Annotated in this window: 23 protein-coding genes; 8 read left to right on the forward strand and 15 right to left on the reverse strand. The window is 65.7% G+C overall.

The features are described from left to right. Window positions 1-63: 63 nt before the first annotated feature. The 7 genes from J7U37_RS00935 to J7U37_RS00965 form a co-directional block, all read right to left on the reverse strand. Window positions 64-1,260 carry an alpha/beta hydrolase gene (locus tag J7U37_RS00935; protein WP_247634531.1) on the reverse strand — a complete coding sequence of 399 codons (1,197 nt, stop codon included), beginning with the start codon at window positions 1,258-1,260 and terminating at the stop codon, window positions 64-66. A gap of 155 nt (window positions 1,261-1,415) precedes the next feature. Next, a complete protein-coding gene (locus tag J7U37_RS00940; protein WP_247634532.1) occupies window positions 1,416-1,619 on the reverse strand; it encodes a hypothetical protein in 204 nt (67 codons plus the stop codon). A gap of 91 nt (window positions 1,620-1,710) precedes the next feature. Further along, window positions 1,711-2,151, reverse strand: a complete 441-nt coding sequence (locus J7U37_RS00945; RefSeq protein ID WP_247634533.1) for a response regulator — start codon at window positions 2,149-2,151, stop codon at window positions 1,711-1,713. A 154-nt stretch (window positions 2,152-2,305) separates the two neighbouring features. Continuing rightward, the gene (locus J7U37_RS00950) at window positions 2,306-3,202 is read right to left on the reverse strand and encodes a dienelactone hydrolase family protein (RefSeq protein ID WP_082503756.1); all 897 of its coding nucleotides are present in this window, start codon (window positions 3,200-3,202) and stop codon (window positions 2,306-2,308) included. 65 nt (window positions 3,203-3,267) lie between these two features. Next, window positions 3,268-3,753, reverse strand: a complete 486-nt coding sequence (locus J7U37_RS00955; protein WP_056481561.1) for a hypothetical protein — start codon at window positions 3,751-3,753, stop codon at window positions 3,268-3,270. A 145-nt stretch (window positions 3,754-3,898) separates the two neighbouring features. Then, entirely contained in the window at window positions 3,899-4,339 is a 441-nt protein-coding gene (locus tag J7U37_RS00960) for a DUF192 domain-containing protein (RefSeq protein ID WP_247634605.1), read from the reverse strand. A 68-nt stretch (window positions 4,340-4,407) separates the two neighbouring features. Next, window positions 4,408-4,914: a cold-shock protein gene (locus J7U37_RS00965; RefSeq protein WP_200935845.1), complete on the reverse strand. Its 507-nt coding sequence runs from the start codon at window positions 4,912-4,914 to the stop codon at window positions 4,408-4,410. Window positions 4,915-5,339: 425 nt separating this feature from the next. On the opposite strand from J7U37_RS00965, the gene J7U37_RS00970 reads away from it, so the two are divergent. Then, window positions 5,340-6,314, forward strand: coding sequence for a heparan-alpha-glucosaminide N-acetyltransferase (locus tag J7U37_RS00970; RefSeq protein WP_247634534.1), 975 nt, complete (start codon window positions 5,340-5,342; stop codon window positions 6,312-6,314). Between the two features lie 25 nt (window positions 6,315-6,339). On the opposite strand, the gene efp is transcribed toward J7U37_RS00970, so the two are convergent. Beyond that, a complete protein-coding gene (efp, locus tag J7U37_RS00975; RefSeq protein WP_055953091.1) occupies window positions 6,340-6,906 on the reverse strand; it encodes an elongation factor P in 567 nt (188 codons plus the stop codon). A gap of 181 nt (window positions 6,907-7,087) precedes the next feature. Here efp and epmA point away from each other — a divergent pair, with 181 nt between their 5' ends. The 3 genes from epmA to J7U37_RS00990 all read left to right on the forward strand — a co-directional run bounded on the left by epmA (window position 7,088) and on the right by J7U37_RS00990 (window position 9,772). Next, complete coding sequence (epmA, locus tag J7U37_RS00980; RefSeq protein ID WP_247634535.1) at window positions 7,088-8,140, forward strand: EF-P lysine aminoacylase EpmA; 1,053 nt, start codon at window positions 7,088-7,090, stop codon at window positions 8,138-8,140. Continuing rightward, complete coding sequence (locus tag J7U37_RS00985; protein WP_247634536.1) at window positions 8,137-9,189, forward strand: lysine-2,3-aminomutase-like protein; 1,053 nt, start codon at window positions 8,137-8,139, stop codon at window positions 9,187-9,189. Before epmA ends, J7U37_RS00985 begins: the two co-directional genes overlap by 4 nt. A 118-nt stretch (window positions 9,190-9,307) precedes the next feature. After that, window positions 9,308-9,772 (forward strand): hypothetical protein, encoded by a 465-nt coding sequence (locus tag J7U37_RS00990; RefSeq protein WP_056183320.1) that lies wholly within the window; start codon window positions 9,308-9,310, stop codon window positions 9,770-9,772. Window positions 9,773-9,775: 3 nt separating this feature from the next. Here the strand turns inward: J7U37_RS00990 and J7U37_RS00995 are convergent, their stop codons facing one another. Together J7U37_RS00995 and J7U37_RS01000 are read right to left on the reverse strand one after the other, a co-directional pair. Further along, entirely contained in the window at window positions 9,776-10,168 is a 393-nt protein-coding gene (locus J7U37_RS00995; RefSeq protein ID WP_056183323.1) for a phage holin family protein, read from the reverse strand. A gap of 101 nt (window positions 10,169-10,269) precedes the next feature. After that, on the reverse strand, window positions 10,270-11,694 hold the full coding sequence (locus tag J7U37_RS01000; RefSeq protein WP_247634537.1) for a DEAD/DEAH box helicase family protein: 1,425 nt from the start codon (window positions 11,692-11,694) through the stop codon (window positions 10,270-10,272). 182 nt (window positions 11,695-11,876) lie between these two features. Between J7U37_RS01000 and J7U37_RS01005 the strand changes: the two genes are divergently transcribed. Next, window positions 11,877-12,521: a hypothetical protein gene (locus J7U37_RS01005; RefSeq protein ID WP_244476855.1), complete on the forward strand. Its 645-nt coding sequence runs from the start codon at window positions 11,877-11,879 to the stop codon at window positions 12,519-12,521. A 24-nt stretch (window positions 12,522-12,545) separates the two neighbouring features. Here J7U37_RS01005 and J7U37_RS01010 read toward each other — a convergent pair whose 3' ends face one another. Further along, a complete protein-coding gene (locus tag J7U37_RS01010) occupies window positions 12,546-14,600 on the reverse strand; it encodes a nitrate- and nitrite sensing domain-containing protein (protein ID WP_247634538.1) in 2,055 nt (684 codons plus the stop codon). A 518-nt stretch (window positions 14,601-15,118) separates the two neighbouring features. Here J7U37_RS01010 and uvrA point away from each other — a divergent pair. The 3 genes from uvrA to J7U37_RS01025 all read left to right on the forward strand — a co-directional run bounded on the left by uvrA (window position 15,119) and on the right by J7U37_RS01025 (window position 20,430). Beyond that, window positions 15,119-18,100 carry an excinuclease ABC subunit UvrA gene (gene uvrA / locus J7U37_RS01015; protein WP_247634539.1) on the forward strand — a complete coding sequence of 994 codons (2,982 nt, stop codon included), beginning with the start codon at window positions 15,119-15,121 and terminating at the stop codon, window positions 18,098-18,100. 533 nt (window positions 18,101-18,633) lie between these two features. Continuing rightward, a complete protein-coding gene (locus J7U37_RS01020; protein ID WP_056183476.1) occupies window positions 18,634-19,608 on the forward strand; it encodes a transporter in 975 nt (324 codons plus the stop codon). Between the two features lie 249 nt (window positions 19,609-19,857). After that, window positions 19,858-20,430 carry a fasciclin domain-containing protein gene (locus J7U37_RS01025; protein WP_082503755.1) on the forward strand — a complete coding sequence of 191 codons (573 nt, stop codon included), beginning with the start codon at window positions 19,858-19,860 and terminating at the stop codon, window positions 20,428-20,430. A 91-nt stretch (window positions 20,431-20,521) separates the two neighbouring features. Here the strand turns inward: J7U37_RS01025 and hflX are convergent, their stop codons facing one another. The 4 genes from hflX to J7U37_RS01045 form a co-directional block, all read right to left on the reverse strand. Then, window positions 20,522-21,934 carry a GTPase HflX gene (gene hflX, locus J7U37_RS01030; RefSeq protein WP_247634540.1) on the reverse strand — a complete coding sequence of 471 codons (1,413 nt, stop codon included), beginning with the start codon at window positions 21,932-21,934 and terminating at the stop codon, window positions 20,522-20,524. Window positions 21,935-22,064: 130 nt separating this feature from the next. Next, window positions 22,065-22,319 carry an RNA chaperone Hfq gene (hfq, locus tag J7U37_RS01035; protein WP_056183333.1) on the reverse strand — a complete coding sequence of 85 codons (255 nt, stop codon included), beginning with the start codon at window positions 22,317-22,319 and terminating at the stop codon, window positions 22,065-22,067. 155 nt (window positions 22,320-22,474) lie between these two features. Further along, the gene (locus J7U37_RS01040; RefSeq protein ID WP_247634541.1) at window positions 22,475-23,845 is read right to left on the reverse strand and encodes a sigma-54 dependent transcriptional regulator; all 1,371 of its coding nucleotides are present in this window, start codon (window positions 23,843-23,845) and stop codon (window positions 22,475-22,477) included. Continuing rightward, a complete protein-coding gene (locus J7U37_RS01045; protein ID WP_247634542.1) occupies window positions 23,842-26,199 on the reverse strand; it encodes a PAS domain-containing sensor histidine kinase in 2,358 nt (785 codons plus the stop codon). The genes J7U37_RS01040 and J7U37_RS01045 overlap by 4 nt, the downstream gene beginning before the upstream one ends. Window positions 26,200-26,294: the final 95 nt, after the last annotated feature.

A 26,294-nucleotide genomic window follows, 5' to 3' on the forward strand; every position in this document is an offset into this window, starting at 1 on the left:
CATAAATACCGACGCTTTATCGGCGCGCGTGGAGTGCCGCCGAAGAACTCCGATATGGAGTGTTCAGGGACGTCGTGCCGGCTGTGATTTGGGCCGATCGGCGGCCGCCGCAGGCGTTCGTTGCGATGCCGTCGGCTGGACAGCCGGCGCTCGTGGGGTTTCGACGACCAGGCGCTTCACCGGCCAGCCATCGGCCCAGCGTTCCATGTCGCTGAAACGAGGATTGCCCTTCAGGGATGTAGCATCGGTGCCGGAGAACGCCGAAGCGGCGGCAAGGTCGAAGGTCTTCCAGTAGGCCAAATAGTCCAGGCTATCGGCCCGTGCGTTGTTGATCTGTGAGACCAGTGTGGTCTGCTCGCCGGTCAACGCCATGTCCGGAGACCACTTGAAGGGCGGGGCCGGCTGCTTCGGATCGCGTGGCGGCTCAGGCGGGAGCTTGATCGCCGCCCCGTCATACGCGGTATCGACCGCCGCTGGAGAGGTCAGCGTGGCAGCCAAGGCGGGAAAGCCATGGTCATCCGACAGCGCCCGCACGAACAGCTTACGCTCAGCTGGAACTGCGCTGGCATCCCGCAGCAGCCGTCGAGCGGCAAGATCGGCGGCCCGGGCATCACGATCGCCGATCACGGTGACCACCAGGGTCTCCGGCGCGATCCGACTGAGATCGTGCAGAACCACGCCCCGCGCCCGCGCATCGCTGGCGATCCCGCCCGGCATCACGGCAAAGACTAGCCGCGGTGTGGGCAGGCCTTGATCTGACGCATCAGCAGCGAAATTTGCCGCAATGGGTGCGCCGGCAAGATGGCCGATCACGGCGACACGCTTCACATCGGGCTTTGCTTCCGCGTCGGCTGCCAGATCCGAAAGGGTCGCCTTGACGATGCGCTCGGCAATGGCGGTCGATTCGGATGGGCGAGTGCGATTGAGATCCTGGAACCGTGGGAAGATGACCAGGGACCCGGTCCGCGCGAGGTGGTCGATCCAGCTCCCATAGGCCTGCGGGTTCGGGGCGCCCCAAGCATGCAGGAGGATGACGACCGGTCGTCCCTGGGCCGGCGCGTCACCGGACTTGTAGAACACGAAGCTGCCAGACCCCGCCTTGCCGAGACCGCGCTTCACGATCGCGGCTGCTCGATCGCCGACCCCGCCGGGACCCTCAGCCGGTTGGTTCGGCGGAGTGGCAGCGATCACCGGCTTAGCCAGAGATATGAGGCAGGCAACGCTGATCGCGGCGACACCGAGGCTCAGGTTCAGACGCATGGTTGATCCGGTGACGCAGGCCCGTACGTCTCATGACCCAAGCTCGGAAAGCCGGTCCTGGCGAAGCACGGAGGAAATGTGATCCGAACCATACGTCAAGTCGCAGCGGACAAGTGCGGTATTCCCGCCGCACCCGGCCGGTAGAATGCAAGGATTCAGAAGCCGAGGTCCCTCACCCGCTCTTCAATCACGAGGGCGAGTTGCAGAAGATCCCTCGGCTGATCAGCATCCGTTATCGGCTCATAGATGTTCCGAAGACTGTGTCCGATGGTGGCAAGCAGCCGATCATCCGATAAGCCTGTCAAGGAGGACCAGGATTCATCCGGACATTGAGCGTTCACCGACTGCGCAAAGGTCATCGCTGGCTTTCGGGCCATCGCTCGGCCTCTCGATTTCAGAGACCGGACAACGGCCTTCTGCGTCAATGTTTCCCTTGATTTACGATAATTTTCAGTTGCCGGGTGCCGACGGACCGATGATGTCAGGCCTGGAAACGCCGCTATCGGTTCGGCCGGCGGCTTCCTGGACCCAGGCTAGGATGTCGGCGGCTCGCCACGGCTTCGGAATGAAAGTCGCTGAGACACGCAGGTCACTCGGCTGATCGCCGGCATCACCGGATGTCAGAAGGACCCGGACACGCGGCCAAGTTACGCCGATGATGCGGGCCAGCTCGAAGCCCCCGATCGGACCGGGTGTGCGCACGTCAGAGAAGACGACACTGACTTCGTCGCCCCGGTCGTTCAGGATCGCGAGGGCGCGCTCGGCTGTCTCGGCCTCGATAACTCGAAAACCGGTTTCCTCGAGCAGCTCAGCCGCGAGGAATCGCTCGTCTGGTTCGTCCTCGACGACGAGTATTACGGGACGTGCATCAGACGAATTCACAGCGCTCATGGGTCCGGTACGCTCTTCGGGCCAGAACGGCGGGCCAAGCGCAATCTTGCGCCATGGGGGCGCATCGCTGTCAATGTGGCGGAACCAACCGAATATCCGGATCGAGGCTTGCGGACTCGTCCTGTGCTTTCGGCGTCACGCTTTTCTAGGGATTTTAGCCAACACCATGAGATTTCAGAAAGGCTAAGGCGCGTGTCCATCCGTCTTTGGCATCCGCTTCACGATAGCTTGGCCGATAATCGGCGTGAAAGCCGTGGGGTGCCTCGGGATAGACGACGAGCTCGACCGATTTGCCTGCGGCTTTTGCCTTGTCTCGTGCAGCCTCCACGGCCGCGACCGGAATGCCGGAATCGGCACCGCCGTAAAGGCAGAGCAGTGGCGCCTGTATATCGGCGGCGACGTCCAATGCGGTTTTCGGCTGAATCTCTGAGCGTTCGCCCCCGACCGGCCCGTACCAGGCGATTCCCGCTTTCAGGTCCTTTCGGTGTGCGGCGTAGAGCCAAACGCCTCGCCCACCACGACACCACCCCATGGCGGCGATCCGCCCCTGGTCTCCGCGCGACGTCGAAATGGCCCAGGCGGCTGCTGAGTCGAGGTCGGCCATCCACTGCGCGTCGGGCGTCTTCGAAATGATGTCGCGAATGATCGCCTTCGCATCGGTCATTGTCGAAAGATCGCCCTGACGCGCATAAAGTTCAGGCGCGACCGCACAGTAGCCGGCTTGAGCCAGGCGACGACAAATATCTTTGATGTAGTCATGGACGCCGAAGATCTCCTCGATGACCAACACGATCGGAAATGGCCCCTCGCCCTTCGGCATGGCTCGGTAGCCTGGCATGGGACCGTCGACGGCTGGGATCTTGACTTCGCCGGCCACGATCGAGTCGGCATCCGTGTGGATGACCTGAGCATCGACCGAACTGGTTGCCAGGGTCAGACCGGTCATCAAGCTGGTCATGACAAAGCCGCGTCGCGAGAAGGGGGGTGTCAGCAGGCCGTCGAGACCTTCGAGGTTTGAGCTGTCCTCAACATGATCCGGTGTCTGCGACATGAGATCCCCGCGGCGCATTTCGACGTCGTGGAGCACTTAGGGCATGTAGCAGCAGCGACCAGACGTCAGAGGGCGATACGGTGACGGCTCGTTTCGCCGATCCGCTGAGACGCCGGCGATCCCATCCGCCGCGCTATGACCCGCCCCTCGGAGGCCGGATTGCGCTTTCGAGAGGTGCCCGTCACCGTTGATTTCGGTCGCACGAGATCACCGAGCGATACGAAGTCCTCCTCGCTCTTTTGCGAAGCGCCCGATGCCACGAAACCGAAGGCGACCGCGAAGGATTGCGCCAGATCGGCATCGCGCGCGACGCCGAAGGCATCGATCGCAGCCAGGAACGCCTCGCGGAAGAGGCGGACCGTGCACCAGTTCTTCTCGGCCAAGTGCAGGGGCCATTCCCAAAGATTGTCGCGCCGAATCCCAATCGCCTCTCGTGCGATGAAGTACCCGGTCTCGCGATGCTCGAGACCATCGGCAGCTACACGCCAGTCCGCATTCTCGAAAAGGATCGGGCTCGGCCGGCACGCGTCGTCTAAAGTGAGATCGAACATGATGTCCCCTCGCCGCCAGTCCCGCGGCTGCCTAGTGGCAGTCCCGAAATGGATCAGAACATTAAGGGAACACTGATGGGAAACCTCGGCGACGTCAAGCCTTTGTTCTCGGTGTGTTCCAGGGTGGGACCCGGAAGAACCGACGCTAGCGCGCCGGCTTCTCGAAGAGTGAGTGCTCCACCCGGTCTCCGGCATGCAGACGGAGACGTGCCGCGGTCCCGGCATTGAGTTCGAGCACGGACAGCACCGGTTCGCTCGACGGAATGACCTTTGTCGAGAGCGGCTCGGTATCTGCCGCGATCTTTGCGATGGTGCCGTCGGCCCGGATGAACACCATGTCGAGCGGCAGGTAGGTGTTCTTCATCCACATCGCCACCGGGGCGGAAGCCTGAAAATCGAACAGCATGCCGTGGTCGGGCGCCATCGAGCGACGGTACATCAGGCCGCGCGAACGCTCCGCGTCGGTGCGCATCACCTCGACGGCGAAGACGTGCCGTCCCTCGCGGCCCACGATGCTCAGCGGTTCGGTCGGTCCCGAACGCGCATCCTGCGCCACCGCTGGATCGAGGATCAGGGCGAGGAGCACAAGGGCGAGGAGCGCGCGACATCCATCGCGCCAGTCGATCACGTGTCTGGAGAGCACCGGACCATCCGTCAGTGTGAGGCGGGCAGCGCGCCGTCGAGGAGCCGGACTTCGGCGGCCATCTTGCCCTTGGAACCATCGCCATAGCGGACGAGAACCATCTCGCCCGGCTTGAGTTCGGCGATCCCGTAGCGGCGAAGCGTCTCCATGTGAACGAAGATATCGGGTGTCCCATCGCCGCGGCTGAGAAAGCCGAAGCCGCGGAGACGGTTGAACCACTTCACCACCGCGGTTTCGAGCCCGCTGGTGGGTGTAACCGTGACATGCGTGCGCGGAAGCGGCAGCTCTGAGGGGTGCAGCGCCGTCGACTGGTCGAGCGAGATCACCCGGAAAGCCTGCCAGCCGCGCGGCCGCTCGGTGGCTTCCACGACCACGCGTGCGCCCTCGCTGGCGCTCTGGTGCCCGTCGCGACGCAGGCAGGTGATGTGGAGAAGCACGTCGGCCGAGCCGTCGTCGGGGACGATGAATCCGAAGCCCTTCGAGACATCGAACCATTTGATCCGACCGGCGACCTCCATGAGGTCGAGGGGCCGCTGGGCATCGATGCTCTGTCCTTCGACGGAGCGGTTCTCGTCCTGCTCCCCCCACGAACGCTGCCCAAACGGGCCTGAACCGAAATCGTCAGACATGTCAGCAACCCACACCGAATCACGTCACGCGACCCGCGTCAGAGATTAACAAAGTCATGACTCGGCGGAAGCCCGTTTCATGCGTCCGCCGGCTTCCCGATGCCGCATTGTTCGGCAGGGCTGTGCGCGCGCAACAGCGCACCTTGCCATTTTCCGGCGCAAAGACCGGCGGGGGCTCAGGATTTTTTCGATCGAGCGCGCAAAGCTGAAATTTCGTTAGCGCTGTTGCGCGAAAGCGTCCGTCGAGACCGGAGATCGTCGCGTCGTCGCGGAGGCCATCATTCGATGGTACGGCCTCTGCGATGAAATCCTGGTTGTTGACCTCCGTCGCGCTGCGCTTCCGGTACGCTGCCCTGGATGCCGGGCGTGGCCTCGCTCTGCTGGCGATGGCGCTCTACCACGCCACGTGGGATCTCGGGGCTCTACGGCTCACGCCGGAGAACTATGCCCTGACGCCGCCGGGGCGCATGATCGCTCACGGAATCGCCGGAACCTTCCTCGTGCTCGTCGGCATCGGGCTCGTTCTCATGAATGGCGGCCGCTTCGCACCCAAGCGCTTCGGCCTGCGATTCGCCCGCATCGCGGCTGCGGCCGCCCTTGTGACAGTCGCGACCTACCTCACCGATCCATCAAGCTATATCTTCTTCGGCATCCTGCACTGCATCGCGGCCTCGAGCGTGCTGGCCCTGCCGTTCGTGCAGGCGCCCGGCTGGGCGGCCACCGCTGGAGCAGCCGTCGTGATCGCCGCTCCGCTTTGGACCTCCGGCGGTCCGTTCGATGCGCCGATCCTGTCCTTCATCGGATTGGGACGCGGCACGCCGCAGACCAACGACTACGTGCCGCTGTTTCCCTGGTTCGGCATGGTACTGGTGGGGGTGGCGCTGGCCCGATACGGGCGGGACACCGTCGGCCGATCGCGATTGGCCGACTGGTCCGGGACTGGTTGGTTCGGGCGTGGTCTGAGCTGGGCCGGTCGCCACAGTCTGGCGATCTACCTCATCCATCAGCCCATTCTGATGGCTCTGCTGACGGGCCTCGTCACCCTGACCGGACCGCATCCGCAGGCGGGTGTCGCCGAGTTTCGGGCGCTTTACGTGCGAAACTGCCTTGCCACTGGCGGCGAGGGCACAGCCTGCAGCCGGGCCGCCGCCTGCGTCTCGGACGCCTTTCGGCGAGAGAACCTCTGGGCCGACCGGCCCCGAAGCTTCACCCAGGCGGAGCGCCAGCGAGCCCAGAGCCTGTCGCAGACCTGCTACGAGGCCGCTGATGGAACGACCCCAGCCCCGTGAGGCGGAGGGCCGTTCCCGGAATCGCTCAGTCCTTGGCGCGCTCCACGTAGGAGCCATCCTCGGTCATGATCACGACGCGGGTGCCGACGGCGATGTGGGGTGGAACGGCCGTGCGTACGCCGTTGGAGAGAATGGCGGGCTTGTAGGACGACGAGGCGGTCTGGCCCTTCATCGCCGGCTCGGTCTCGGTCACTTCGAGAACGACGCGCTGCGGCAGGTCCAGGGTCAGCGCGACGCCGTTATGGGTCGAGACCATCACAGCCATGCCTTCCTGCAGGTACGGCGCGGCGGAGCCGACGACGTCCTTCGGGATCGCGACCTGATCGTAGTTCTCGGGGTTCATGAAGTGGAAGCCCTCGCCGTCCTCGTACAGGAAGGTGTGCTCCCGGTCCTCGACGAAGGCGCGCTCGACCGATTCGGTGGTGCGGTAGCGCTCGGAGACCTTCACGCCGTCGGTGATGCGGCGCATGTCGAGCTGGGTCACCGGGGTGCCCTTGCCGGGATGGATGTTCTCGACCGTCAGGATGACGTAGAGCTTGCCATCCTTGTCGACGACGTTGCCCTTGCGGAGCGTAGAGGCGATCACCTTCACGGGGTCTGGTCCTGCTGTGTTCGTTGAAAAAACGGACGCGGCGCCCCGACGCGGAATCCTCCGCGGGAGCGACATCTTGGCTCCGCCACTAACCTATCCGCGCCACCGTTGCCAGTCGCACCGCAAGGCGGCACTTCCGAGACCCTGATGTCCTCCCGTGCGGGCCGCAAAGTTTTCGCGTATGAACACCCCCTCCCCCTGGTGGGCACCCCATCGCCACGCCGACCGCCGTCCGGCCCTGATGGCGCGAAACCGCATCGTCGCCGCTGTCCGCGCGCATTTCGCGGCGGCCGAGTTCGTTGAGATCGATGCGGCCGCCCTCCAGATCTCTCCAGGCAACGAGGCCCATCTCTCGGCCTTCAGCACGGAGGCGCTCGGATCGGACGGGGCGCGTCAGCCGCTTTACCTGCACACCTCGCCGGAATTCGCCTGCAAGAAGCTGCTGGCGGCCGGTGAGCCGCGCCTCTTCAGCATCGCCCGTGTCTATCGCAACCGGGAGCGCGGGCCCTTGCACCATCCGGAATTCACGATGCTCGAATGGTACCGGGCCGGGGCCGAGTACATGGAATTGATGCAGGACTGCGCCGACCTCCTGGCGCTCGCGGCCGACACGGCCGGCATCGGCACGTTGCGCCATCGTGATCGGGAGGCCGACCCGTTCGCGACGTTCGAGCGCTTGACCCTGGCCGAGGCATTTGCCGAGCGCGCCGGCATCGATCTCCTCGCCACCATCGATCGTGACGGTTCAACCGACCGCGACGCGCTCGCCGGGGCGGTGCGTCGGGCAGACCTCCGGGTGGCGGAGGACGACACCTGGGCCGATCTGTTCTGTCGGGTGCTGGTGGCGCGGATCGAGCCGCATCTGGGCATCGGGCGGCCGACCATCCTGTATGAATACCCGGTCAGCGAAGCGGCGCTGGCGCGGCCGAGTCCACACGATCCCCGCGTGGCCGAGCGCTTCGAGCTCTATGCCTGCGGCGTTGAACTCGCCAATGGATTCGGGGAGCTCACCGATGCCGACGAGCAGCGCCGGCGCTTCACGCTGGAAATGGCCGAGAAGGCTCGCGTCTATGGCGAGACCTATCCGATCGACGAGGACTTCCTCGAAGCCCTGGCGATCATGCCGGAGGCAAGTGGCATCGCCCTCGGCCTCGATCGCCTCGTCATGCTGGCAACCGATGCCCGCCACATCGAGGATGTGATCTGGACGCCGGTGGCGGGCGGAGCTCGATGAAGACGGCCCTGCGCAATCCAGCCGCCCTCGTCCGTGCGGGCCTCGTGGCGCCCGGCGATCTCTCGGCCCTGGAGGCCGTCGCGACGCGCTATGCCGTCTCGCTGACACCTGACATGGCCGAGTTGATCGATCCGTGCGATGCCGCCGACCCGATCGCGCGGCAGTTCCTGCCCCGGGCCGAAGAACTCGTGACCCGGCCCGAGGAGGACGCCGATCCCATCGGCGACGCGGCCCACAGCCCCCTGCCGGGCCTCGTGCATCGCTATCCCGACCGGGTCCTGCTCAAGCCCCTGCACGTCTGCCCGGTCTATTGCCGCTTCTGCTTCCGGCGCGAGATGGTCGGCCCGGAGGGCCAGGGGACCCTGAGCGAAGCCGAACTCACCGAAGCCTTCGCCTACATCGCGGACCGGCCGGAAATCTGGGAAGTCGTCGTTACCGGTGGCGATCCGTTCGCACTCTCGGTGCGCCGCCTCGCACACCTCGCCGGCGCTCTCGGGGCCATCCCGCACGTGCGCGTCCTGCGCTTTCACACGCGGGTCCCCGTCGTCGATCCGGGTACGGTCGACGACGACCTGATCGGCGCCCTGAAACGTTTCGGCGGCGCGGTCTTCGTGGCTCTGCATGCCAACCATCCCGCGGAATTCACTCCGGCGGCGATGGCGGCGGTGGCGAGGCTGGTTGATGCCGGGATCCCGATGGTGAGCCAGACGGTCCTCCTGGCAGGCGTCAACGACGATCCCGCGACCTTGGCGCTGCTGATGCGTCGCTTCGTCGAGAACCGGATCAAGCCGTACTACCTTCATCACGGCGACCTCGCACCGGGGACCGGACACCTGCGGACGGACTTGGCGGCCGGGCGTGATCTCGTCCGCGCCCTGAGGGGCCGTCTGTCCGGCCTCGCGCAGCCGACCTACGTCCTCGACATCCCCGGCGGGCACGGCAAGGTCCCGGTGGGACCGGACTACCTGGAGCCGGCCGGGACGACTTGGCGGGTCACCGACCCTCAGGGCACCACTCACGCGTATCCGCCGAAGCCGGCGCGTCCGTAGGTCCCGGCCGCGGGTGCGTTGACAGCGCTTCGGCGCCAAGCTTTTGATGCGGTCGATCTGCCATGCGACGGTCCAGCCAGGGCGACGCAGGCGGAACGCCAGGTGTTCGGGGAAACGAATGGGTGTGTTTCAAGAGTTCGTCGGGCGTTTCTCCCAGACCATGGGGGCCTTTCTCGGCGACCGCCCCCTGATGGAGGCAGCGGTCTCGGCCTCGGCCAATGTGATCCTGGCGGATTACGAAATCGACGAGGAGGAGATCGAGGCAGCGCTCGCCGGCATGCGTTCCAATCCGATCCTGGAGCGGGGCTACGACACGTTGAAGCTGGAATCGGAGCTGTTCGAGGGCATTGCCCGCGCGCGGACGCGTGCTGGGCGCGCGGAGAACCTGAGCTTCGTCTCGGCCATCGCCGAGCGGGACGTTGCCCAGCGGACGAGCGTGTTCCTGATCGCGGCGGATGTCGCCGATCAGGCCGGGATCAGCGAGCTCGAGCACGTGGCGCTGGCTGAGATTGCAACTGCGCTCGGCGTCGACAAGGACGCTCTGCTCGGTGCTGCGACGCCGGCCGGCAGACCTCGTATGTAGTGCTCAGTCGTCATTCCGGCCGGTCATCAAGGCGGCATCCTTCTCGATCTGACGCTCGAATCGGCGCGGAAGCAGGTTCGAGCGGTCCATCCGACGCAGTCCGAGCATCATCAGGATCAGGGCAACGGCCGCAAACGGGGCGCCGACGATCAGCGCCGCGAGGATTTCCGACCCGATCAGAGCCGCCAGACCCTTCACCAGAGCCACGAGCACCATCGCCAACGCAGCCACCAGCAGGATGACGGCTGTACCGAAGCAGGCGAACACGCCCAGGATGGCGCGGATGTTGCCATCCGTCTCCCGGCGCATCAGTTCGAGTTCCTGCCCCACGAGATCTCCGCCGTGGCGCAGGCCCTCACTGATCAGGCGGCCGAGGCTCGGCGTCGGTGGGGCCATCGGGGCGGGTCCTTTTCGTTGGCCGAAGCATCCTGCATGCGCCGGACCTCGAAGGCCACAACCGTGACGGTTCGATCCCGTTCCAGCCAGCCGCGATTCGGTCAGGCGGCTTCCGCATCCCGCGTTTCGGACAGGGCAAGGGCGATCGCATCGAGGAGGGCGGTGTCCTCACCGGCCATCGCCTCCATCGAGGCCATCCGACCGACGACGGTGGTGGCGATGCTCTCCTCCACGGTGCCTTCGGCCAGGGCATAGTAGATCGTCGCCTTCTGCCCATCTCGATGGCAGCGGCCCTCAATCTGGGCGAGCTGAATCGCGCTGTGGCGCAGGTCGTGGACGATCAGAGCACGGGGCCGCTCGCCACCCGGCAACTCGCCGGCGTGAAGCGAGATCGACTCGGTGACGGTAAAGACGATGGCATCGAGCCCGCCGGTCTGGAAGGCGAGACGTGCCGCCTCGTTGGCCTCGCCCGACTGGGCGCCGGTGATCGTCTCCGCCCGCCAGCCGGCTGTCCGCAGCGCCTCGACCAGCGCGGCGGCCGTCTCCAGGAAAGCGACCGAGATCGCCACCGCATGGCCCTCTTCCATCAGGAGGTCGGCGAAGCCCGTGGTTCCCGAGACCCGGAGCAAGCTGGCCTTCTGGCGAAAGCGCAGGTCGGCGGCCCAGCCTGCTGGCTTGCGGGTACTGCCACCCAGCAGCCCCCATTCGCGGCGGAATTCCCGCCAAGTGGCGTCGTAGAGCCGGCGCTCGGCGGGGCTGAGGGCGACTGCGCTGAGGGCACGCTGCACCTCCGGCCAACCGGCGATGTCACCCGGTCGCCGCCGAAGCCCGATCGCTCGATCGCCCTTGAACAGGAGGTCGGCCATGATCGTACAGTCGCGCGGGTTTGCGTCCCAGGACCAGTTGGTCCAGCGCCCCTTGGCACGGCCGATGCCGAGATGCTGCATCAGCGTGCGGAACTCGGCCAGTGTCCCGGTCGGATGGCCGGCGGCCTCGCCGAGCAGACGGCCGAGATACGAGAGTTCGTGCGGGGCCTGGCCCGCCGTGGCGCTGAGATAGATCGTGAAGGCCGCATCCTCCGCGATCTGTCGGCAGACGAGGCTCTGCTGGGCGTAGGGATTGCGGATGCGGTGGCTCTCGTCGAAGACCACCAGGGACCATGCGCGTTTCGGCGTCCCGTGCTTGGCCAGCGCATTGTTCCTGGCCCGGGTCGAGCGCCGATTGCTCGGCGGCGGAGGCGCCATCAGGCCCTTCGTCCGCTCGTAGTTCGTGAGGGTCACGTCCTTCTCGGCGAGGCCCGACAGGGCGATCGTCCGCCGCCACTGAGGCATCGCGCCTTTGGGACAGACGATCAGCACCTCGCGCTCCGGCATGGCGGCGACAGCGCACCAAACCGACAGAGTCTTGCCGAGCCCCGTCATGTCTCCGAGCAGAAAACCCGAACGCCCCGCGTTCCGCGCGGCCAGGATTGCTGCGCTGGCCGCCTGTTGATGAGGGCGCGGGATCAGACGTTCGCTAGCCACCATCAGGAGTGTTTCCTGACCCGGCACGAAGCGTCGGATTTTATTCTCGTCGGGGCTTTGCAACCATACTCGCGAGATCTTGCCGCCATCCTCACCACGTTTTGAAAACCCTGGAACTGTTCAGGTTGTGCTTTTGTTAAGGGATCATCTCGGCACGCGGCCGGGCGCCCTCATCGGAGACATCGATGCCGACGATCTCGCTGCCAGCTGCGTCGCGCGCTGTGATCGCCCCTGCTTTCGGCATGCTGATGCTGACTCTGCCGGCCCAGGCCCAGAGCGCTGAAGGTGGATTGTTCGATCTGCTGTTTGCGCCTGCCCGCCCCGTCCAGCAAGTCGCACCGGCGCCCGCGCCGGATTTCGATTACGGACAGGCGCGCCGCTCCATTCGGCGGGCAGCCCATGCCGGGCGCCCGCGTCCGAAGATCCGCTATGCGGCCCTGCCGAAATCGGAGCCCCTCAAGATCAAGGTGACGGACCGCCAGACTCCGATCGACATGACAGCCGGACCGGCCGCTGCCTTCATGCGGGACGAGACACTTCGGCCCGGTGATATCGTGGTGATGAAGGACGGACCCAAGGTCTTCGTCGGCCGCACTGACGACCGGCATACGGCAGCCGATTTTGCCAGCATCGGCCGGTCCGACTTCATCGATCGGCGTACGCGCACCCAGTTGACCGCGATGATGCTGCCCATCGGAGCGATGCCGGCGGATCAAGCCCGGAAGATGATGCAGCAAGCGCGCAAGGTCATGCCGGCCAATACCGAACTGCAAGCCAAGACCGAACTTACGGCAATGCGGGTGATCAATCCATGGACGACCGCTCGCTAGACCGGACTGAAAGTTTCGGCAGGGTCACGCTGTCCTGACGCTGGCCAGGAAGCCCGTTACCTCGCGACGTAGGTCTGAGGCCTGACGCGCCAGGTCGCTTGCCGCCGACAGAACCTGGGAAGAGCCGCTTCGCGCCGCTTCTGCCGCTTCGCGAACACCTGTAATGTGGCCGGACACGGCGCGCGTGCCCTCCGAGGTTCGCACGGTGTTCCGGGCGATTTCCTGCGTCGCGGCATCCTGCTGATCGACTGCGGCCGAGATGTCCCCGGAGATCCGGTTGAGGCGCTGAATCACCTCGGTGATTCCCCCGATGGCCGTGACGGAGGCCTCCGTCGACTGCGAGATTTCGGCGACCTTGGCGGCGATTTCCTCCGTGGCCTTGGCGGTCTGAGCTGCCAAATTCTTGACCTCGCTGGCGACCACCGCGAAACCGCGCCCGGCATCGCCGGCGCGGGCGGCCTCGATGGTGGCGTTCAGCGCCAGCAAATTGGTCTGCCCGGCGATGCTGGTGATCAGTCCGACGATCTCCCCGATGCTGCTGGCGGCAAGCGCCAAACGGTTCACATCCTCGGCCATCCGGCCGGCATCGCGTTCCGCCTCGCCGGCGACGGCGGTCGAGGTCTCGACGCGGTTGCCGATCTCCCGCACCGAAGCGCTCAACTCTTCTGTCGCGGCCGCGACCGTATCGGCCGTCGCGGCGGTCTCGGAGGACGCCGTGGCCACCGACTGGCTCAGGGACGAGGTGTCGCTCGCGGCCTGATTGAGGGCGTAGGCGGCGGTCTCGAGCTGGCTCGATGCGGCCGAAACCGCCTCCACGATGCCGCTGGCCTGGGCTTCGAAGCGATCGGCAAGTGCGACCATCTCGGCCCGGCGGACCGAAGCGGCCTTCGCGGCGAACTGGTCGGCCTCCCCGGCGATGCGGCGGCGCTCGGTGACGCTGGCCTCGAAATCGATGGCCGCCGCAGCGATCGCCCGGACCTCGCGCGCTCCGTTCCGCGGAATTGCCCCGGCCTGCTCGCCGCGGCCAATCGCCGTGAGCGCGCTGGCGATCCGGGTCAGGGGACGGGCGATGGCCGTTCCGAAAGCGTAGGCCAGCCCGCAAGACAGAGCCAGCGTCGCGATACCGGCCGCGACCCATAGCAGGACGCTGCGCTCAGCTTCGGCGCGGGCATCCGCGGCTGCCATCCCGAGATCGGCGGTGAGCCGGTCCTCTATGGTCTTCAGGCTGTCGATGCGCTGCGTGGCGACGCCGAACCAGGCGGGCGCATCGGTGAAGGACAGGGCCGTTCCCGGGATCGTGTCGAGAATGATGCGACGCAGGCGCTCGACCTCGCGGGCCGGAGCAGCCGTCTTGGCGCCATCGAGCAACGCTGCCTGGGCCGAACCTGCTCCGAGGCGGAACAGGGATTCGTAGGTGGTCTGGCCTGCACTCAGGCCCGCCAAGCGCTCATGCCCCGCGAGATCGGTCTGTCCGGCGCCGAAGATCGCTGAGGCGGTGGCGCGCTCCTGGCCTGCGAGTTCCTTGAGGGCGAGAAAGGACGAATAGGCGGCGATGCGACCGGCGAGATCGGCACTGGCGGCCACCTGGGAAACTTCGCGGACGAGGTCGAGGGCGCTGGCGATCACGCCGGAATAGGCGGCCATGTTCTGGGCCGGCGTGCGCATCAGGCCATCGACCGCCGCGCGATGCGGGCCAATGGCGGCGATCTGGGCAGTCAAGGCCTCGCTCCGGCGAGCGACGCCTGCGCCGAAGGCTCCGATATCCATGCCGGCCCGGCCTGCATCGAGGGCCGTGCGAGCTGCGTCGGTGCGCAAGCGCTGCGCATCCAGTTCCGCCCGGAACTTGGTGCCCTTCGCGCCGAGGAAGAGGCTGGAGGCTCCACGTTCCCGCTGAGTCTCGTGCACCAAGGCACTGATCCGACCCGCCATCCCGACAAGATCCTCGACCTGCCCCATCTGAGACCGCAGGCTCATCCGCTCGGTGATGGCAAGACCGACCACCACCGCGAAGGCGAGACAGGGAGCGAGTGCAACGAGCAGGATTCGGAAGCGCAGCGATGAAGTGAAACCGGCGGACATCAGACGAACCTGCTTGCAAGACGATGCAGCAATGGTTTCATTCATCGGGTAAAGGTTGCGTTGCATTACTATCATATGATGAAAATTTGGTCATAAGTGATGCAAATTTGGTAACGATGAGCCGTTTGCGTTCCGCGAAATCTGGGTTGCTCCCTCCAAGAACCTGGTGTCTTCCGTGTAGTCGCTCATGACTGAAGCCGAGGAATGGCCGCCGTCCTTACGCCCGATCGTGGTCCTGATGAGTCAGGCGGAGACTGGATCGCATTTGACCTTTGTCGGATTTGAGACGGCGCAACGGAGACAACGAAACCGGCATGTGGATCGACCGCTGTTCCACTGATCCGGCGCGGTCTCTGGCGGCGGCCGCCGATATTGTGGTTGTACGCTTTTTGTTCTAGTTGAAGAGCCGATATGCGCGGTGTGCGCCTTGCCCGCGGTTGCCTTGCGCCCGACATGCGGCGAACGGGTCGTTCCGAGACGTGCCGGGTCCCGCACCGCAGACCTTCCAAAGAGACTCCATGGCCAAAGCCAAAGCCGCCGCCAAGAAATCGCAAGCCGAGGCCGAGAAGGTCGAAGCCAAGATCGAGGCATTGTTCGACGGGGCGGCGGCGCGCGATGCGCGGGTCATTTCGGTGCGCGGCGCGCGCGAGCACAACCTGAAGAATATCGACCTGACGATCCCGCGGGATCGGCTGGTGGTCTTCACCGGTTTGTCGGGCTCCGGGAAGTCGTCGCTCGCCTTCGACACGATCTATGCGGAGGGGCAGCGCCGCTACGTCGAATCGCTCTCGGCCTATGCGCGGCAGTTCCTGGAGATGATGTCGAAGCCCGATGTCGATCAGATCGACGGCCTCTCACCGGCCATTTCGATCGAGCAGAAGACCACATCGAAGAACCCGCGTTCGACGGTCGGCACCGTCACCGAGATCTACGATTACATGCGGCTCCTGTGGGCGCGGGTCGGCATTCCCTACTCGCCTGCGACTGGCCTGCCGATCGAGAGCCAGACTGTCAGCCAGATGGTCGACCGCGTGCTGGCCCTACCGGAAAAGAGCCGGCTTTACCTGCTCGCGCCGGTAATTCGAGGCCGCAAGGGCGAGTACCGCAAGGAGATCGCGGAGTTCCAGAAGAAGGGATTCCAGCGCCTGCGCATTGACGGGGAGTATTACCCCATCGACGACGCGCCGAAGCTCGACAAGAAGCTCAAGCACGACATCGACGTTGTGGTGGATCGCATCGTGGTCCGGCCTGACATCGCCGCGCGCTTGGCCGATTCGTTCGAGACCGCCCTGGAACTGGCCGATGGCATCGCCCTGATCGAGTTTGCCGACGCGCCGGAGGGCGAAGCCCCGCGCGAGCCCATCACCTTCTCGTCGCGCTTCGCTTGTCCGGTCTCCGGCTTCACCATCGCGGAGATCGAGCCGCGTCTGTTCTCGTTCAACAATCCGTTCGGTGCCTGCCCGACCTGCGGCGGCATCGGCCATGAAATGCGGATCGACCCGGAACTCGTCATCTCTGACGCCAAGCTAAGCCTCAAACGCGGCGCTGTCGGTCCCTGGGCGAAATCGACGTCGCCCTATTATGGACAGACCCTCGACGCGCTGGCGCGCCATTACGGGTTCAAGACCACGACCGCGTGGAGCGACCTGCCCGCCAAAGCCCGCGAGGTCGTCCTCTATGGGACGCAGAACGAGGCGGTGCGCTTCGCCTACGATGATGGGATGCGGGCCTACGAGGTCAACAAGCCGTTCGAGGGCGTGATCCCGAATCTCGAGCGGCGCTACAAGGAGACAGAGAGCGATACCTCCCGCGAGGAGATCGCGCGCTTCATGAGCGAGACGCCCTGCGCCACCTGCGGCGGCAAGCGCCTGAAGCTCGAAGCGCTCTCGGTCAAGGTCGCGATGCAGGATGTGGGCGAAATCACCGCGCTGTCCGTGCGCGACGCCCATGCCTGGTTCTCGGATCTGCCGGGTAAGCTCACCGACAAGCAGAACGAGATCGCTTTCCGCATCCTCAAGGAAATTCGCGACCGTCTGACCTTCCTGATCGATGTCGGCCTCGAATACCTGACGCTGGCGCGCGGCTCCGGCTCGCTCTCCGGCGGCGAGAGCCAGCGAATCCGCCTCGCCTCGCAGATCGGCTCCGGGCTCACCGGCGTACTCTACGTGCTGGACGAACCCTCGATCGGCCTGCATCAACGCGACAACGAACGCCTGCTCGGCACCCTGAAGCGCTTGCGCGACCTCGGCAATTCCGTGATCGTGGTCGAGCACGACGAGGACGCGATCCTGCAAGCGGACTACGTCGTCGATGTCGGCCCCGGCGCCGGCATCCATGGCGGACGGATCATCGCCCAGGGCACACCCGCGGAGGTTCTGAAGAACCCGAACTCGCTCACCGCCAAATATCTCACCGGCGAGATGAGCGTGCGGGTTCCGAAGGCGCGTCGCAAGGGACGAAAGGGCACGCTGAGCCTGATCGGCGCCCGCGGCAACAATCTGAAGAACGTCTCCGTGGACATCCCCCTCGGAACCTTCACCTGCATCTCGGGCGTCTCAGGCGGCGGCAAATCCACCCTGATCATCGACACGCTGTACAAGGCTGTGGCGAAGTCACTGAACGGAGCCCTCGAGCATCCGGCGCCCTACGAACGCCTCGACGGGCTGGAGCACCTCGACAAGGTCATCGACATCGACCAGTCGCCGATCGGGCGCACTCCGCGCTCCAACCCCGCGACCTACACGGGAGCCTTCACGCCGATCCGTGACTGGTTCGCCGGCCTGCCGGAAGCCAAGGCGCGCGGCTACCAGGCCGGGCGCTTCTCCTTCAACGTGAAGGGCGGACGCTGCGAAGCCTGCTCCGGCGACGGCGTCATCAAGATCGAAATGCATTTCCTGCCGGATGTCTACGTGACCTGCGACGTCTGCAAGGGCCGCCGCTACGACCGTGAGACCCTGGAGGTGAAGTATCGCGACCATTCGATCGCGGACGTGCTCGACATGACCGTCGAGGAGGCGGCCGACCTGTTCAAGGCGGTGCCGACGATCCGCGAGAAGATGGAGACCTTGGCGCGGGTCGGTCTCGGCTACGTCAAGGTCGGGCAGCAGGCGACCACCCTGTCGGGCGGCGAGGCGCAGCGGGTCAAGCTGTCGAAGGAACTGTCGAAGCGCGCCACCGGGCGCACGCTCTACATCCTCGACGAGCCGACGACGGGACTGCACTTCCACGACGTCGCAAAGCTGATGGAGGTGCTCCATGAGCTCGTCGACCAGGGCAACACCGTCGTGGTCATCGAGCACAACCTCGAAGTCATCAAGACGGCCGACTGGGTCATCGATATGGGGCCCGAAGGCGGCGACGGCGGTGGCGTCGTGGTGGCTGAAGGAACGCCCGAGCAGATCGCCAAGTCCCGCGCGAGCCATACCGGTCGATTCCTGCGTGACGTCCTGGCCCGCCGTCCCGCTACGGCCCTCGTCAAGGGACGTGCCGCTGCCGAGTAGACGAACCGCGAGCCCGGATTCGCGCACGACACGGGGAAGGGGGCCCTGATTCGTCCGTGTCGGAGGGGCAAAAGCAGCTCGGCACAGCGTCATGGCCGAGCCCAACCGCACCAATCGGGGTACCGGGGCTACGCCGACTGCGCATTGGCAATAGGTCCTTTGCCGGAAGCTCCTGACGCCCAAGCCAGACCATAACAGGTTGAGAGCCCAGCGGTATTTTGCCGATGCTGGCTGGCACGGGCGCTCAAATAGCCGCGCCAACCTGCTCAAATGGTTAACAATTCCTTCCGCTGCACTGCACCGAAAATGCGACTTTTGAGCAACGGTCAGGGTCGATCTGCCCCGTTTCCAAGCATTCCGCTGTCCTTCTGCGGCGTCCTGTAGAATAGTTCTCGACGTTGAGACTTGAAAACGGGCCGCAAGGGGGGCCGCCGGATCCACTGCAAACAAGCCGCACACAAGCGGCGCATCGGCAGAATGGTTCGGACGGCTGCGTGGCGGACGCCTGAAATCCTTGGGAAGGAATGAATAAGATGTCGAAGAACTGGCTCGTTGCCGGAGCGCTCGCGCTCACCGCCAGCATGACTGCCACCGCCTCCTACGCGCAGAGCACCACGGTTCCGGGTGAGCAGGTCGGCCTCGCCACCGGTGCGCCGCTCCCCGAGGGCATCTACGCCCTCAACACCTTCGTGTACCAGATGCGCGACAACCCGTCGGCTCTCGACGTCGGGGTGAACATCCCGGTGCTGGTCTGGTCGACCCCGCTGGTTCCGCTCGGCGGCCGCATCGAGCTGCTCGTCGCTCCTCCGACCGTCTTCGCCTTCGGCAAGAGCGGCTCCAACCTGCGTGACCTGTCGATCAACGTCGGTACTTTCGTCGGCGGCATCTGGGCCTTCGATCTCGGCAACAACTTCGGCGTCAGCTTGCTCGGCGGTGTTTACCTCAACGAACTCAATGGCGACCGCGGCGTCCTCGTCACCAATAATGGCACGATTGCCGCCTCGGCCGTGCTGCCGCAGCTCTCCTCGAACACCTACCGCTTCGGCGTCGCCGGCAGCTACACCGGCGACGGCTGGAACCTCACTGCCAACCTCACCGCCAACATCTATGACTCGCCCTCCAACTTCGGTGGCGTTCGCAACATTGGTCTCGGCGGCTTCACGCAGTCCTACTCCCTGTCTGACTCGCTGAACCTCGACCTGACCGCGACCAAGAAGTTCGGCAAGTTCGAAATCGGCGCCATCGCCTACGGTACCTACAACTTCGACATCAGCGCCAAGGCCGGCAACCTCATCAACGCTGCTCAGGGTGATCGCGGCCGGTTCCTGATGGGTGGCCTCGTTGGCTACGACTTCGGTTTCGCTACCGGTCAGGTCTACGTCGCCCGCACCGTCGCTCGTAGCGCTGCCAGCTTCGACAGCACCGAGATCTCGGGCCGCCTGATCGTGCCGCTGTACTCGCCGACCCCGGTCGCCGCCGTCGCTGCGCCGATCATCCGCAAGTACTGATCTGGACATCGGCGGCGAGGCCTGGCTTCGCCGCTGCATGACATAGGCAAAGCCCGTCCGACTTCAGTGTCGGGCGGGCTTTCACATGTTCGGCGGACACCGCAACGCCCGGAGAAACCGGCGCCGATACGGCATTGGAGTCGATGATTTCTATCGGAAGCCGGCGCGTCCCTGAAACTTTCGCCGGTTGCATTCCGTAACGGAGCAAGACCCCCTCGAAGGGGCACCCGTTTTCAGAGGAAGCGCTTCATGATCAACCGTCACGCCCGTCGCCCGATCGCGTCAACGTTCGCCGCCGTCGTCCTCGCCTGCTCCGTCGGCGTCGCGTCCCCGGCTCTCGCGAAGAATCCGATGGTCGGCGGTGCGCCGATGTACGCCTCGAAGACCATCGTCGAGAACGCGGTGAACTCGAAGGATCACACCACGCTGGTCGCCGCCGTGAAGGCTGCCGGTCTCGTCGATACCCTGTCCGGCCCCGGTCCGTTCACCGTCTTCGCGCCCACCAACGCCGCCTTCGCCAAGCTGCCGGCCGGCACGGTCGAGACCCTGGTGAAGCCCGAGAATAAGGCTACTCTCACCCAGATCCTGACCTATCACGTGGTCCCGGGTGTCTACACCGCCAAGGATCTGATGAAGCTCGCCAAGGATGGCGGCGGCGAAGCGCAGCTGAAGACGGTCCAGGGTGAGCCGCTCGTCGTTCAGAGCAAGGGCAAGAAGGTCTACGTGACCGACGCCAAGGGCAGCACCGCCACCGTGACCACTGCCAACGTCATGCAGTCGAACGGCGTCATCCACGTCATCAACGGTGTCCTGCAGCCCTGATCGGGCATTTCGATCCCGTCCGAAGCATAGGAAAACGCCCGCGACCCATCAGGATCGCGGGCGTTTTTCATGACTGTCCCGTGCGGGTCGCTCAGCCGACCCGGTTGAGACGGCGAGCGCCTTCGAATCGGTTGAGGAAGCGTGGCTCCTTCTCCGGTGCAATGCGGATCGCGAGGTGCATGGTACCGCCCTCCTCTTCGCGCCGATCGAGCACTTCGGCGTTCTCGTAGAGCCAGTGCAGGGCTGCGCCGTCCTCCGGTGGCAGGACCACGGCAAAGGTCGAGCGCTGGCGCGCGATCCGCGCTTCGATCCGGGCCGTCAGGACTCCCAGGCCCTCGCCGGTCACCGCCGAGACGAGAGCCGGCGCGTCGCTGTCGCGATCGCTGCGGCCCTGGCCGCTGAGGTTGAGCAGGCGGGTGCGCTCGTCCCCATCGAGCAGGTCGGCCTTGTTCCAGACCTCGATGATCCGCGCGGCGGAGGTCTCGATCCCGAGCTCCCGCAGCACGGAGCCCACATCCTCCGCCTGGGCCTCGCTGTCCCCGTGCGAGACATCTCGGACGTGGAGCAGGATGTCGGCGTGAATCACATCCTCCAGCGTGGCGCGGAAGGCGGCGATCAGCGAGGTCGGGAGTTCCGAGATGAAACCAACCGTGTCCGACAGGATCACGGTCTCGCCATGCGGAAGCTTGGTGGCCCGCGCTGTCGGGTCCAGGGTCGCGAACAGCATGTCCTGCGCCATCACCTGGGCCTTGGTGAGGGTATTGAACAGCGTCGACTTGCCCGCATTGGTGTAGCCGACGAGGGCGACGATCGGATACGGAACCCGGGCCCGGCTCTGACGGTGCAGGCCGCGCGTGCGGGTCACGCTGTCGAGCTCGCGCTCGATCTTGGTCATCCGCTCCTGAATCATGCGCCGATCGGCTTCGATCTGGGTTTCACCGGGGCCGCCGAGGAAGCCGAATCCGCCGCGCTGGCGTTCGAGGTGGGTCCAAGACCGCACGAGACGGCTCTTCTGGTAGGCGAGATGCGCGTGCTCGACCTGCAGCGTGCCCTCGCGGGTCGAAGCCCGTCGCCCGAAGATCTCGAGGATCAGCCCGGTGCGGTCGATGACCTTGCAGCCGAAAGCCTTTTCCAGGTTCCGTTGCTGCACGGGGGAGAGGGCGCAATCCATCACCACCAGGCCTATTTCGCGGGCGCGGATCACGCCTGCGAGTTCCTCGACGCGGCCCTTGCCGAGATAGGTCGAGGGGCGGATCCGCTGCACCGGGGCGACGATCGCCTCGACCACGTCGAGCTCGATCGCGGCGGCGAGGCCAGCAGCCTCATCCAGGCGGGCATCGGTGGATCGCAGGATCTCAGGCGTGTGACCCGTGGTGTTGCGTGCCGCCGCGGCCCGGCCGAGATAGGGGCCGACGACGAGAGTGTGGGTGGCCGCCGCGATGTCACCCTCGGGAGCGGCCATCGCCTGGAGCCGGGCTTCGCCGGCCGTCATCGGTTCAGTCATCAAGTCCTTTGATCCGCCCTGTCTTGCCGTGTCGTCAGGCTCGGCCTGTCCTCAGGACAATGGGCGTTTGCCGGCCACAGACAAGGGCGCGACAAACGTTTCACTGCTGCGCCAATCAAATGTGCTGGGCTCACACCTTGTCGGGGGCCGTTTCGTCGGGCTCGAAGAGCTGAACAGGATGTCCCGGCATAATGGTGGAGATCGCGTGCTTGTAGACGAGTTGCGAATGACCGTCGCGCCGCAGCAGAACGCAGAAGTTGTCGAACCACGTCACGACGCCCTGAAGCTTCACGCCATTGACGAGGAAGATCGTGAGCGGAATCTTGTTCTTGCGAACATGGTTCAGGAACGTGTCCTGGAGATTCTGAGCGCGTTCGCCCGCCATTTTTTCTTATCCTTGGTTCGCATCGCCGCCCGCCGTCGTAGCGGGTTCTCATCCGTTGATCTCGACACGAATCGGGCGCACCCAACGTCACATGCCGATCCCGCAACATTACACGTGTATCCCGCCCCCGATGCAAGTGCATCGCGCGCGTGTTCTCAGGGGCCGATGCCGAGCGACTTGAGTTTCCGGTGGAGCGCCGAGCGTTCCATCCCGATGAACTCCGCCGTGCGAGAGATGTTGCCCGAGAACCGGGCGATCTGGGCCACCAGGTACTCCCGCTCGAAGATCTCGCGTGCTTCGCGTAAGGCGAGGCTCATCAGCTTCTCGCCGCCCGAGCCGTTCGGTGTCGTGGGCACCAGGGCGCCGATCTCGGTCGGCAGCATCTCCGAAGTGACCTCCTGATCCGGATCGGTATGGGTCAGGATCATCAGGCGCTCGACGTTGTTGCGCAGTTGCCGAATGTTGCCCGGCCAATCGTGCGATTGCAGCACCGCCATCGCATCCTCGGCGATGCGCCGGCGCGGCAGGCCGGTGGCCCCCGAAATCTGCTCCATGAAGAACGAGATCAGCTCCGGCACATCCTCGCGCCGCTCGGACAGCGACGGCACCCGGATGGGCACCACCGAGAGCCGGTGGAACAGGTCCTCCCGGAATCGGCCGCCCGCGATCTCCTCGGCGAGGTCGCGCGAGGACGACGAGATGATACGCACGTCGACGTGAACCCGGGCGGTGCCGCCCACCCGCTGGAAGTTCTGATCGACGAGGACGCGCAGGATGCGGTTCTGCGTCTCGCGCGGCATGTCGGCGACTTCGTCGATGTAGAGGGAGCCGCCATGCGCCTCTTCCAGGGCGCCGACGCGGCGCACCCGTCCTTCGCCGGCCTCGACGCCGAACAGCTCGGCCTCCATGGTGTCCGGCGTGATCGTGGCCGCGTTGATGACCACGAAGGGCCCGCTGGCGCGGGTCGACAGGGCGTGGAGCGTGCGCGCCGACAGTTCCTTGCCGGAGCCCGGCGCGCCGAGGATCATCACCCGGGCGTTGGTCGGCGCGACGCGCTCCACGGTCTGGCGCAACTGGTTGACGACCACGGAGGCGCCGACGAGGCGGCTCGCCTGCCCCGAGCGAGCCTTCAGGTCGCGGACTTCGCGCTTGAGGCGAGAAGCCTCCAGGGCGCGTTCGGCCACCAGGATCAGCCGGTCCGCCTTGAACGGCTTCTCGATGAAGTCGTAGGCGCCCGCCTTGATCGCCGCGACCGCGGTCTCGATGTTGCCGTGGCCCGAGATCATCACCACGGGCAGGTCCGGGTGGCCGGCCTTGATCTGGTCCAGCACTTGAAGGCCGTCGAGGCGCGAGCCCTGTAGCCAGATGTCGAGGAAGACCAGATGCGGCCGGCGCGATTCGATGGCCGCCAGGGCTTCGTCGGAACCGCCGGCCGTCCGGGTGCGGTGCCCTTCGTCGTCGAGGATGCCGGCGACGAGGTCGCGGATGTCGGCTTCGTCGTCGACGATCAGGATATCGGCGCTCATGAATGGATCTCCGCGATTGGGGGGGCCGTCCGCGCGGCACCCTTCTCATCCTGCACGGAGGGTTTGCCCCCCGGCGTCGTTGGGTCGGTGGCGTCACCAGAGGTTTCGAGCGGCACGCGCAGCCGCACCCGTCCGCCCCGGCCTTCCGGATTGTCGTTCAATTCGATCCCGCCGCCATGCTCTTCGAGGACCTTGCTGACGATGGCCAGCCCCAGGCCGGTGCCACCCTCGCGGGTGGTCATATAGGGCTCCAGCAGCCGCTGGCGCCCCTCGGCCGGAAATCCCTTGCCGTTGTCCGTCACTTCGATGACCACGAATCCGTCCTCGGGCACGAGGCGGACATCGACCCGGCCCTTGCCGAGATCGGCTTCGGGAACCGCCTGAACTGCCTCGACGGCGTTCTTCAGGATGTTGGTGATGGCCTGCGACAGGAGCCGGATGTCGAAGGCTGCCAGGATCGGCTCACCGCCCTCCTCCGCGAAGGAGAAATCGAGATCGGGATGGGCCACCCGCATCATGAAGAGGTTCTGCCGGGTGATCTCGCTGAGATCGTTCCGGGCGATGGCGGGCTTGGGCATCCGCGCGAAGGACGAGAACTCGTCGACCATGCGCTTGATCTCGTCGACCTGACGCACGATCGTCGCCGTGCACTGGTCGAAGATATCCTTGTCGGTGGTGATGACCTTGCCGTACTTGCGCCGGATGCGCTCGGCCGAGAGCTGGATCGGGGTCAGCGGATTTTTGATCTCGTGGGCGATGCGCCGGGCGACGTCGGCCCAGGCCGAGGTCCGCTGGGCCGCGACGAGGTCGGTGATGTCGTCCAGGGTCACCACGAAGCCGCGCGCACCGCCCTGGGCCTGCTCGCTGGTCACCCGGACCGTCACGGTGCGCTCGCGCCCGTCGCGGGTGAGCTGGATCTGCTGCTGGAGGGTGCGCAGGCGCGCCTCGCCGCCTTCCGGGAACAGCGCCTGCAGTTCGGGCACGGCCTGGGTCAGGGGCTTCCCGACGATCTCGTCGGCGGTCAGCCCCAGCGTGCGCTCCACCGACGGGTTGGCGATGGTGACATTGCCCGCCGCATCGACGCCGAGCACGCCCGGCGATACCCCGGACAACACGGCCTCCGTGAACCGGCGCCGACGGTCGATGAGGTCGCTCGCCGCCGTTAGCCCGTCATGCTGGCGGCGCAGCTCCTGGGTCATCTTGTTGAAGCTCTCGGACAGGTGCGCGAGGTCTCCGTCGCTCTTCCGGGCCGGCACCTGAGCGTAGAAGTTTCCGGACGCGACCTGATCGGCCGCGTTGATGAGGCGCCGGATCGGCGCGACGAAGCGATTGGCGAAGTTGAGGCCGAACCACACCGCCGAGAGCAGCGCGATCAGCGCGATAAGCACGAAGACCAGCGCGAAGGTGAGCTGGATCGAGCGCTTCAACGAGTCGTAGGTCAGGTATTCCGCCGCCGCCGCCCGCGACACGCCGGGAAACTCGACCGCGAGCTGGCTCACCTCCCGCTGCACCAGCAGCACGGCGCCGTCATAGGCCGGCATTCGCAGGAGTGCGGCGAAGACCCGGCCCTCGTTCGGCACCAGGCAGATCGGATCGGGGGACTTCGCCGCGTCTTCGAAGGCCGCTGCCGAGGGCAGGCGGCGGTCCTTCAGGATGTCGATCTTGGCCCGGGCGACCACCTCGGTCGGGCCGCGCATGATCTCGGCCACCGGCAGGCCGAGCGCGGTGGCCCGCGTGGTCAGGAAGCTCTCGAACCACGTCCGGTTCACGTCGAAGTTCGGGCGTGCCCGGGTCAGGTCGTCCGTCAGGATGCGGATCTCGCGCGCCAGGCTCTGGCACTGGTTCTCCTGGTAAGCGTCAGCGACCTCGACCGATTTCAGCACCACGTCCCGGACGCGGTCGGTGAAGCCGAGGGAGAGGGCGAGATTGATGGTCATCGCCGCCACCACCGCCAGCAGAAGCGTAGGCAGGATCGCGATGATGCTGAACAGGCCGACGATGCGGGTGTGCAGGCGGGCCACCGCCGCATTGGTACGTCGGGCATAGAGGAAGACCCGCGCCTCCCAGGCGATGATCACCACCAGCCCGAGGACGAGGAACACGTTGATGCCGAGCAGCGTCAGCCCGAGGGTCGGCGTCCGGATGACCTGAATGATCCCGGCCAGGATCAGGAAGGTTGCGATGGCCGAAATCAGGGCGGTGATCACCACCAGGGCGCCGATCAGCCCGGGGCCACGCGGGGGCACCCGCACGGCGCTCTCGAGCCGGTCGGACCCGTTGGCCTGCCCCGGCTCGGGAGGGCTCGCCCCCTTCGCAGAGGGGGCCGAAGTGCTGGAAGATCGAAGCCACGGCATGGCTGATGCGTCGCCACAACAGTGTGGCGAAATTAATACGGATGGGGCACGGATCGCTGCGCAAACCGCCGGCGGGCCGGCGGAACGCTCAGCCC

It is taken from the genome of Methylobacterium sp. 37f (assembly GCF_023093475.1).
In the GTDB taxonomy this organism is placed as follows: Bacteria; Pseudomonadota; Alphaproteobacteria; order Rhizobiales; family Beijerinckiaceae; genus Methylobacterium.